This is a genomic window from Microcoleus sp. BR0-C5, assembly GCF_036705045.1.
Classification (GTDB): Bacteria; Cyanobacteriota; Cyanobacteriia; order Cyanobacteriales; family Microcoleaceae; genus Microcoleus.
The window spans coordinates 16,161-25,757 of sequence record NZ_JAUBTR010000085.1; the positions used below are offsets into that span (position 1 = coordinate 16,161).

Annotated in this window: 7 protein-coding genes and 1 pseudogene; 2 read left to right on the top strand and 6 right to left on the bottom strand. The window is 47.2% G+C overall.

What is annotated here, in order from left to right; all coding sequences use genetic code 11:
* The 4 genes and pseudogenes from QUB08_RS27400 to carA all read right to left on the bottom strand — a co-directional run.
* Nucleotides 1-430, bottom strand: a pseudogene (locus QUB08_RS27400) (23S rRNA (guanosine(2251)-2'-O)-methyltransferase RlmB); the annotation flags it as partial.
* A gap of 254 nt (nucleotides 431-684) precedes the next feature.
* Nucleotides 685-1,140 (bottom strand): ribonuclease III domain-containing protein, encoded by a 456-nt coding sequence (locus tag QUB08_RS27405; protein ID WP_333150826.1) that lies wholly within the window; start codon nucleotides 1,138-1,140, stop codon nucleotides 685-687.
* 383 nt (nucleotides 1,141-1,523) lie between these two features.
* Nucleotides 1,524-1,880 (bottom strand): STAS domain-containing protein, encoded by a 357-nt coding sequence (locus QUB08_RS27410; RefSeq protein WP_333037230.1) that lies wholly within the window; start codon nucleotides 1,878-1,880, stop codon nucleotides 1,524-1,526.
* A 188-nt stretch (nucleotides 1,881-2,068) separates the two neighbouring features.
* Nucleotides 2,069-3,226 carry a glutamine-hydrolyzing carbamoyl-phosphate synthase small subunit gene (carA, locus tag QUB08_RS27415; protein WP_333228859.1) on the bottom strand — a complete coding sequence of 386 codons (1,158 nt, stop codon included), beginning with the start codon at nucleotides 3,224-3,226 and terminating at the stop codon, nucleotides 2,069-2,071.
* Nucleotides 3,227-3,647: 421 nt separating this feature from the next.
* Here carA and QUB08_RS27420 point away from each other — a divergent pair, with 421 nt between their 5' ends.
* Nucleotides 3,648-4,274, top strand: a complete 627-nt coding sequence (locus QUB08_RS27420) for a retropepsin-like aspartic protease (protein ID WP_333228861.1) — start codon at nucleotides 3,648-3,650, stop codon at nucleotides 4,272-4,274.
* A 201-nt stretch (nucleotides 4,275-4,475) separates the two neighbouring features.
* On the opposite strand, the gene trpD is transcribed toward QUB08_RS27420, so the two are convergent.
* Both trpD and QUB08_RS27430 read right to left on the bottom strand, forming a co-directional pair.
* Complete coding sequence (gene trpD / locus QUB08_RS27425; protein WP_333228863.1) at nucleotides 4,476-5,591, bottom strand: anthranilate phosphoribosyltransferase; 1,116 nt, start codon at nucleotides 5,589-5,591, stop codon at nucleotides 4,476-4,478.
* A 12-nt stretch (nucleotides 5,592-5,603) separates the two neighbouring features.
* Complete coding sequence (locus tag QUB08_RS27430) at nucleotides 5,604-5,777, bottom strand: hypothetical protein (RefSeq protein ID WP_333228865.1); 174 nt, start codon at nucleotides 5,775-5,777, stop codon at nucleotides 5,604-5,606.
* Between the two features lie 688 nt (nucleotides 5,778-6,465).
* On the opposite strand from QUB08_RS27430, the gene QUB08_RS27435 reads away from it, so the two are divergent.
* The gene (locus QUB08_RS27435) at nucleotides 6,466-9,459 is read left to right on the top strand and encodes a PAS domain S-box protein (protein ID WP_333228867.1); all 2,994 of its coding nucleotides are present in this window, start codon (nucleotides 6,466-6,468) and stop codon (nucleotides 9,457-9,459) included.
* The last annotated feature ends 138 nt before the right edge of the window (nucleotides 9,460-9,597 follow it).

Here is a 9,597-nt window from a genome sequence, read left to right on the forward strand (position 1 = left end):
GCTGGGGGCTGCTGTCTCTGTCTCTGTCTCGGAAATTGTTGCGGGCCGGCTGGGGGCTGCTGTCTCTGTCTCTGTCTCGGAAATTGTTGCGGGCCGGCTGGGGGCTGCTGTCTCTGTCTCTGTCTTGGTAATAATTGCCCCTGGATTCCTGCGGGCTGCTGTCTCTGTCTTTGAAATGATTATTTCTGCGAATTTCCGGTTGGCTGTCGGAATCGACTCTCCGTTTGAAAATTGCTCTCACGGGCATTTCTCGCGATTGCGGGGCGAAGGTCGATCGCTTTTGAGGCGCGTCTACTCCGCGAGTATCGGGACGGGGCTTGCGTTCAAAGCGGGGAGAGGATGGTTGTGAGTCCTGACGGCGGCCTTCGCTTTTGAATGGCTTGCTGTCGGAATTTGATCGCGAAAAGTTGGGTTTGGTAAATTTTCTCATTGGTTTCTTTTGGTCAAAATGTTTGGGCTGAAGGCTAATCGATTGTAGATTGTAGATGTGAGATTCTTGATTGAGGGAGCAATCTTTGGGCTTTAAGATTTGAGATAGTCTAGCGAGGGAGCAAGGATTTTGCTGTGTTCCAATTGCTAGTTAATAACTGATAAATCCTGTTTTGCCGATCAAGATTTTTGCGGTTTTATGTTAGCCGTGCAAGGATGGTTAATTAATCCCTCCTCCTTCCCAACTCTTAACTGCTAAATCATTTCATTCTCAAGTTCTAAAAGTGCCAGAATCTCGGTCAATCTTTCGGGATCGGTGAGGTACAAATATCCGATCAAAGTTTCTAAGCTGCTGGCTTGTTGGTATATCTCTGGATCTGCTCGCTTAGAACGGCCCGCTGCAGCATTGCGGCCGCGCTTGACAATTGCTAATTCTGTACTGTTCAAGTAAGGAGAGAGTGATCGCAAATGACGCGCTTGAGTTTCGGCTCGTACTTGCCCCACCACTAATTCGTGATAAGCTTGCAATCTCTTGGGCGGCACTAAGTACGAACTCCGAACGTATAGTTCGTACACTGCATCTCCCAAATATGCCCAGGCTGCGGGCGAAATTCTTTCTATTTCTGCTGGTGTAGCCCTCGCAGGATGCACTCGATTTAAACTGATATCCGTCAGACTCAGTTTGAGTCCGTCATCTGCGATCGGCGACATACTTTTTTAAATAAAACTTCCGCACAGCTTGGTTTTTCTAGTTACTTACTTATTTCGTCTTTCGTCACTTCCGCAATTATAGCTTTTACAGGACTGTTCGCTCTCAGAGCACGAAGCGAGATATATAGGCAAAGCTTGGCGCGACGATCACACTCCTAAAAAAGGCTTTTTACCAAATCGGGATGCTCTAATTTTTGTACCATTTTTCCGCGTGTTTGCCACACATATTTTACTGCCCCTCCACCGAAACTCTAGGCATCGGGGAAATAGCCGATGGCGCGTGTCGCAGCTTCTGGGAAAATCGGTATTGTTTTACCCGCACAAAAATAAAAATTTGCTATCCAGCGTTGAGAACCGGATAGCTAATTTAATTCACTTTGGCGTCAAGCATCCTTGACGTTTTTTACCGCCTCATCAACCGAAGGCTGCAAAGACAAAAATTTCTCTAAGCGAACCAGTTTAACAGTCTGAGTTACGCGGGGATTTGAGACAATTTGCAATGTCCCTTCCAAGGTTTGGGCTTTTTTGACAAGTTGCACAAGTGCGCCCAAGCCTGAACTATCCACAAAGTCTATCTGAGACAAGTCCAAAATTACGTGTTTTGGGCCCTCGTCAATACATTTGCTTATTACCTTCCGAAAAGTGGCCTCAGAAAAAGCGTCCAGCAGGCCCGTCAAGCGAAATAACTGATAGTTATTCTTGACTTCGCGAGTGCCTCTGAGGCTAACGGTCAGGGTCAATGACTCAGGAATGACACCCTCCTAGCTAGATATGGCTTAAAGTCGAGGCTTCATTATAGGAGTTTTTTGGTCTTTTGTCTACAGTTTTTTAGTCATTACTCATTAGTCATTGGTCATTAGTCAGAAGCGATCGACACAAACAGCCTCTGATGACTACTGACTAATGACTGCTGACTGCTGACTGCTGACTACTTACTACTGGCTACTTTCTGATTGTCTCGCATTGACTGCACGAATCGATCAAATAAATAATCGGCGTCGTGCGGGCCCGGACTGGCTTCTGGGTGGTACTGCACTGAGAACAGCGGCAGAGTTTTATGCTTCAATCCGGCTACGGTGCGATCGTTCAAATTGAGATGAGTAATCTCTACTTCGGGGGCTAGGGAATCGGGGTCGATCGCAAAACCATGATTTTGGCTAGTAATTTCTACTTGCTCAGTTAAACCCGCTGGATGATTCAATCCCCGATGGCCGAACTTAAGTTTAAAAGTTTCTGCGCCCAAGGAAAGTCCCAAAATTTGGTGTCCCATGCAGATGCCGAATACAGGTTTGTCCGACTTTAACAAAGCTTTCGCAGTCGCGATCCCTTCCGTTACCGCCGCCGGATCTCCGGGGCCGTTGGACAGAAAAATGCCGTCCGGGTTGTATTTGAGGATTTCCTCCGGCGAGGTGTCAGCGGGGACAACGATGACCCGACACCCGTAACTCGCCAGACGGCGCAGGATGTTGCGCTTGATCCCAAAGTCTAGCGCTACCACGGTCCACATTTGGCCTTCTTCAGGTTTGACTGTAGGACTGAACTCCCAAACCGAGTCCGTGGCTTCAGACCACTCGTAAACCTCGCGAGTGGTGACTTCCCGAACCAGATTCAGCCCGTCCATGCTGGGGGCATCTTGCACTTGCTCCAAAAGCTCTGCCTGGTCGAGAATCGTGGTCGAAATGCCACCGTTGATCGCTCCCACCGTGCGAATTTTGCGAGTCAGGGCGCGGGTGTCGATCCCGTAAATTCCGGGGATATCGTACTGTTTCAGGTAGTCTTGCAGAGATTGCGAACAGCGCCAGTTGCTGGGTCGGCTGCATACGTTCCGGGCGATCGCACCCCGAACTTGCGGGCGCGAGGATTCTTCGTCTTCAAGATTTACGCCGGTATTGCCCAATTCTGGATAAGTAAAAGTTACAATTTGGCCACAATAGCTGGGATCAGTCAATACTTCTTGGTAGCCCGTCATTCCCGTATTAAATACTACCTCGCCAACGACGGTGGCGTCAGCGCCAAACGACCAGCCGCGGTAAGCAGTACCGTCAGCCAGGACTAGGAGAGCGGGTTGTGCAGTTGAAAGTGACATGGCATCCTTAATTACTTTCGTTTGGTTTCATTCTTACCACTGCCAGGGATTTGATGCTAGTCGGCAATATACAGATATTATTTTAATTTGTGCAAGGGTTCGGAAAAGCAAGGCACTTATGCCGGAGGCCCGATGCCGGAGGCACTTATGCCACAGGTAATCAAGAAGCAGCAATACAGCAGTTCTCAATTGTCCTATGCCCTATGCCCTATGCCCTATGCCCTATGCCCGCTTATAAAGCGTGCACCTCATGTTACTGAGAAAGGCCACAAGTGCAAATTCTCCATCTCCCCCCGCGCCAGCAATTTATCTGCCAGCAGCTTAGGAGGCGGGCGGAAATTCTATATCTATACCAAAAGGCAGTTGTCGCTGTTACGATCGAGCTACAGCGTTTAATCAAACTATGGCCAGCAAATCTCCCTTGCCTTTACTATCAAACTCAAAAAAGCCTCTTCTGATCCCTAACAACCTGCCCCAACCTTTACTGGTTTTAGCAGGGGTTATTTCTCTGAGCAGTTCAATTTTAGTAGGGAGTGTTGCCAATTCCTCGCGAGCAGTGGCTCAAGAAAGTGAGGGATGCTTCATGCGGAGTTCGTCAGGCAGAACCGTCAACCTCAGCCAATCAGTCTGCGGTTTTCTCCCCAAAGAATTGACTCCCCCCACTTCGGCAGCGGCAAAGTCGGGAGTGTTTCAGGCAAAAATCAAACGCCGAGAGGCTAATATCCCCGTCATAGAAGTCACGTTTAACGGCAAACAAAAGTTCGAGATGATGGTAGATTCTGGAGCTAGTGGCACAGTAATTACACCAGCAATGGCTAAAGCCTTGGGCGTTGTTCTCCAGGGAACAGTTCAAGCACAAACTCCCAACGGAGTGGCTACTTTTCCCCTCGGTCGCCTGACTTCTATGGAAGCAGGTGGTCTGGCAGTTAACAATGTAGTTGTCGCAGTCTCGCCATCCCTAGATATCGGACTGTTGGGTCACGACTTTTTTGGTAATAAAGATGTGACTATTAAGCAAGATGTCATTGAATTTCGATCGCGCTCTTAAACAGAGGGAAGAAGGAAGAAGGAAGAAGGAAGAAGGATTTTTTTTACTAACCAACAAGAATAGAAGAGAGAAAAAAGTTTCCCAACTTGAAAAAGTATGAATGCAGAAGGCTGAGTTTTAGACGGTTAGAACGGGAAGATATTGGCATTCTAAATTTTTCTTTGCTTCTTCCTTCTTCCCTCTTCCTTCTTCCCTCTTCCTTCATTTCAAAAACTCAATCAACTGCTGCAACTTCAACCAAGATTCACCGCTAAATAAAATCTCCTTAGCCATAGAAACTCCTGCTGCGTGAGAACCCATAGGAATTGCACCTCCCACCTGAAAAGCCAAAGACGCATTCAAAGCTACAACATCCATTTGTGCAGGCGTACCTTTGCCCTGCAAAACGTTCCGCAAAATCTCGGCGTTTTCCTCAACATTTCCGCCTTTTAACGAGCCGATCGTACTTGGTGTCAATCCTACCTTTTCCGGGTCTAAAGTAGTGAGTTCCACTTTGCCATCAGACAAAACCGCCAAATCAGTCACATCACCCAACCCCGCCTCGTCCAATTTTTCTCTGCCGTGAACGACTACAGCTAACTCAGTCCCCAACTCGCCCAAAGCTTGAGCAATAGTTGATACCAGACTAGGATCGAACACCCCGATTACCTGCCCTGTAGGGCGCATAGGATTGACAAGAGGCCCTAAAAGGTTAAAAATAGTCCGCACCTTCAAAGTGCGCCGGAGCGACGCTACAGCCTTAAGTGCGGGATGCCACCCAGGGGCAAATAAAAAGGTGATGCCCACAGAGTCTACCGCAGATCTCACCTTAGCGGGATCGGCGTTGAGGTTGACTCCCAGTGCTTCCAACACGTCAGCAGAACCAACTTTGCTCGATGCGGAGCGATTTCCGTGTTTCGCGACTCGAACTTTGCCGGCGGCGGCCACAAAAGCTACAGCAGTGGAAATGTTAAACGTGGAAGCGCCGTCGCCGCCTGTGCCACAAGTATCAATTAATTTGAGATTGGAGATTGAGGGTTTGGGATTGAAAACGCTCTCCGACTCGCCTGCAAGCGACTGAGAATGCAATACCTGAGCCATTCCTACCAATTCTTGGGCAGAGATGCCTTTAGCTTGGATGGCAGCTAAAATGGCTCCTGAGAGGACGGGGGGAATAGCTTCTGCTAGCCATCCCTGCATCAAGTCGGCTGCTTGGGCACGTGAGAGAGATTGTCTGTCTAATAGTTGTTGCAGGAGGGCTGGCCACACAGGAGAATCCGCCGTCTGGGTTGAAGCAGGGGATAACTCTGGCGTTGCTAGTAGAGGAGAATCTGTCATTAATATTAGTTTCTAGTCAAATTTAGCTCGATCGAGCTTTGTGGCCAAACTGAGAATCGATCGGGATTTTACCAGACTTGCCGACCACATTTTGCGCCATCGGGCCCGGATTTTTGCCCAAATGCCAGCACCGCTACAGAATTTTTCCGCCCGCAGCAGCAGAATATGAATTTTTTGATACAACAATTACCCTATTGTTGTGCCAACTTTACATAGAAACCCCATATCGTACAACTGCCAGTAGTCTGCTGTATTATCTATCAGCAATAATACTTAACAGTAACTCAGAGTACCCAAAGAGCGATAAAAGTTTCCGACAGGAGTTGTGGAAACCAAAAAATTTTAGATTTTAGGAGAGCCCCAGATTCATCTGTGGAGTCAATTCTTTAATCTCAAATCTCAAATCTCCAATCGACTGACAGCAAGGACAGCGAGCGTTTAGCTCTTGCAGGGGGGTTAGTTGCTTCGGGTAAGAGTCGATCGTACTCTCACCCAAATCTTATAAATAGAATCTTGGGGTTGTAGAAATCGCTGCCTTTTATTGTAGTAACATCCTTGCCACTAACTTATTTCAGGGTACTCAACTGCTAATATATTCAGGGAGATTTCAAGGAGCGGGTTTTGCTCGAACACCTGCACTGCAAGCCGATCGATGTGCCAATGCGATCGTGAGAGCCAGTCAAGCATCAAATAAATACCCGAGCAACTAACTTTCCCCAACAATCACTAATAACTAGCCGCCCCGTAGGACAGATGAATAAACACACTCGTCTCCGGCTGCGACACACGAGCTTTCAGCCTAAATAACGGATAAAATTTAACAGGCTGTAGACCAAAAATCTTCAACTCACACACAATAGCAGGGTATTCACAAGTGGGAAATCAAAAATTAGGAAATAAAGCGATAGAATGCCTGAATGTCGCGGAGGCACTGCACCAAATGGAAGCAAAATATTATAGTATGTTTGAAAATGCTGTGTCGGGTATTTTTCAAACAACCCAATCCGGTCGTTACATCAGCGCTAACCCAGCTTTGGCTCGCATCTACGGATATAATTCTGCTGAAGAATTAATGGGCTGTCTGACTGATATCAGCGATCAGCTTTACGTCAATCCCGATCGGCGCGATCAGTTTGTTTCTGCTTTGCAAGAACATGGCATCGTATCGGATTTTGAGTCGCAGATTTATCGGCGGGACGGAACAATAATTTGGATCGCTGAAAATGCGCGGGCTGTCTGCGATGAAGCGGGTAAATTGCTCTACTACGAAGGTTTTGTAGAAGATATCACCCAGCGCAAGCAAGCAGAATCTGCACTTCGAGAAAGCGAAGAACGCCTGCGCTTAATAATTGAAGGCGTTAAGGATTACGCTATATTCATGTTAGATCCTGATGGGTATGTAGCTAGCTGGAATTCCGGTGCAGAACGCATTTTTGGATACAGATATCATGAAATAGTCGGCAATAATTCGGAGTGTTTTTTCACGAAAGAAGATCTGGAAATTGGCAAACCCCAAGAAAAATTAATCCTGGCTGTGACCGAAGGTCGATACGAAAATGAAGGCTGGCGGCTTCGCAAAGACGGCTCGCGATTTTGGGCGAATATTATTGTTACTCCTTTGCGCGATGAAAGGGGAAAGTTGCAGGGCTTTTCTCAAGTAATGCAGGATATTACTGACCAAAAGCGGGCGGCTGAGGAAAAGATGCAGTTGATTGCTTCTTTGCAGGCGTCGGAAAAAAAGTTTCGCACTTTGTACGAATCGACGACTGATGCGGTAATGCTGCTAGACGAAGAGGGTTTTTTGGATTGCAATCCGGCTACTTTAAAGTTATTTGGATGCAGCACTGAGTCGGAGTTTTGCGGCAAGCATCCTTCGGAGTTCAGCCCGCCGTTACAACCGGACGGACAAGATTCTATGAGTCTTTCTCAAGAGCGAATTAATACGGCTTTGCGATCGGGAAATTGCCGTTTTGACTGGCGACACTGCCGTTTGGATGGTTCTGAGTTTCCGGCGGAAGTGCTGCTAACTTCTATGGATATCGGCGGCAAAATAGGGCTGCAAGGCGTGGTGCGCGATATCACTTATCGGGTGCAGGCTGAGGAGGCATTGAAGCAGGCTAATGAGGTATTGGAATGCCGGGTTAAAGAGCGAACAAGTCAGTTGGAAGAGGCTATTAAAAAGTTGAGTTTATCGGAAGAAAAGTTTTCTAAGGCTTTTCGTTCGAGTCCAGATCCGATGATTATTACTACTTTTGCTGAGGGTCGTTTTATTGAAGTTAATGATAGCTTCTTGTTGATGACTGGTTATGATTTAGAAGAAACTACCTGGAATACAGTACCGGGGTTAAATATTTGGGTAAGGCCGGAAGACAGACTTAATTTTAGACAAAGTTTACACGAACAAGGTGTTGTTCGCAATCAGGAATGCGAGTTTAGGATGAAGTCGGGATCGGTGGTGGTGTGTTTGCTGTCAGCAGAGTTGATTAATTTGGACGGCGAACTCTGTATGCTGGCGGTGATGACGGATATTACCGATCGCAAACACGCCGAAGAAGCCCTACGGGAAAGCCAGCGGGCTTTGGCGACGCTGATGAGCAATTTGCCGGGAATGGCCTACCGTTTTCGCAACGATGCCGATCGCAGTATGGAGTTTGTCAGCGAAGGTTGCTATCAGTTAGCCGGCTATTCTCCTGAAGAATTTATCGGCACTCGGCAAGTTTCTATATCGGAATTGACTCACCCGGACGATCGCGAGAATTTGTGGAATGCCGTGCAAGTGGCTTTACAAGAAAATCGACCCTATCAGCTAAATTACCGAATTAATTCTAAAAATGGCGAATTAAAATGGGTTTGGGAGCAAGGTTTGGGAGTGTTTTCCGACTCTGGAGAATTGATAGCTTTAGAAGGGTTAATTACTGATATTTCCGAGCAGAAACGCAGTGAAGAAGCTTTGCTGCGATCGCAAACAGAGTTAACCAAACAAAAACTTCAACTCGAAAATACTTTGCACGAATTGCAGCAAACTCAAGCTCAATTGATTCACACTGAGAAAATGTCTACTCTCGGTCAAATGGTAGCCGGTGTCGCTCACGAAATTAACAATCCTGTTAGCAGCGTCTGCGGCAATCTCGTCCACGTCGGCCACTACACGGAAGATTTGCTGAATTTGATCGATATGTACCAGAAGCACTGCCCGCAGCCGCCGGCAGCAATTCAAGATAAAATTAAGGATATCGAATTAGAGTTTCTGCTAGAAGATTTGCCGAAAGCGATGTCTTCGATGCAGGTTGGAGCCGATCGCATTCGGGAAATCGTGCGCTCGCTCAGAAATTTCTCTCGCAAAGACGATTCTCAAATGAGCAAAGTTAACCTGCACGAAGGGATTGAAGGAACGTTGCTGATTCTGCAAAGTCGCCTGAAAGCCAGAGGTAACTATCCCGAAATTGCGGTAATTAAGGACTATGGAAATTTGCCTTTGGTTGAGTGCTATGCCGGGAAAGTCAATCAGGTATTTATGAATTTGATCGGAAATGCGATCGACGCGATCGAGGAATACAACGAAGGGCGTTCAGTTGCCGAAGTCAAAGCTAACCGCAGCAAGATTAAAATTAGGACTGAAGTCCAAAACTCCAATGCTGTAATTAGGATTTCTGACAACGGGCCCGGTATGCCAGAAGAAGTTTCCCAGCAGTTATTCGAGGCTTTTTTTACCACCAAACCCGCCGACAAAGGCACCGGTTTAGGCCTGTCCATTTCCTACAAAGTGGTCCAAGAACACGGTGGCAAACTTAGCTGCGTGTCTGCACTCGGCCACGGAGCCGAGTTTATCATAGAATTGCCGATCGAACAACCAATCAAACAATCCTAAAGTGCGATCGGGGCGATCATATCGAGATAACGAGTCGCGGTTTCTAGTGAGGACTAAAGTCCAATGTCACTGAAAAAGTCTCGATCGCAAGGCCTATTTACCTTTTAAGATAGAGCGAGGTTCCTGCATTCGAGGATA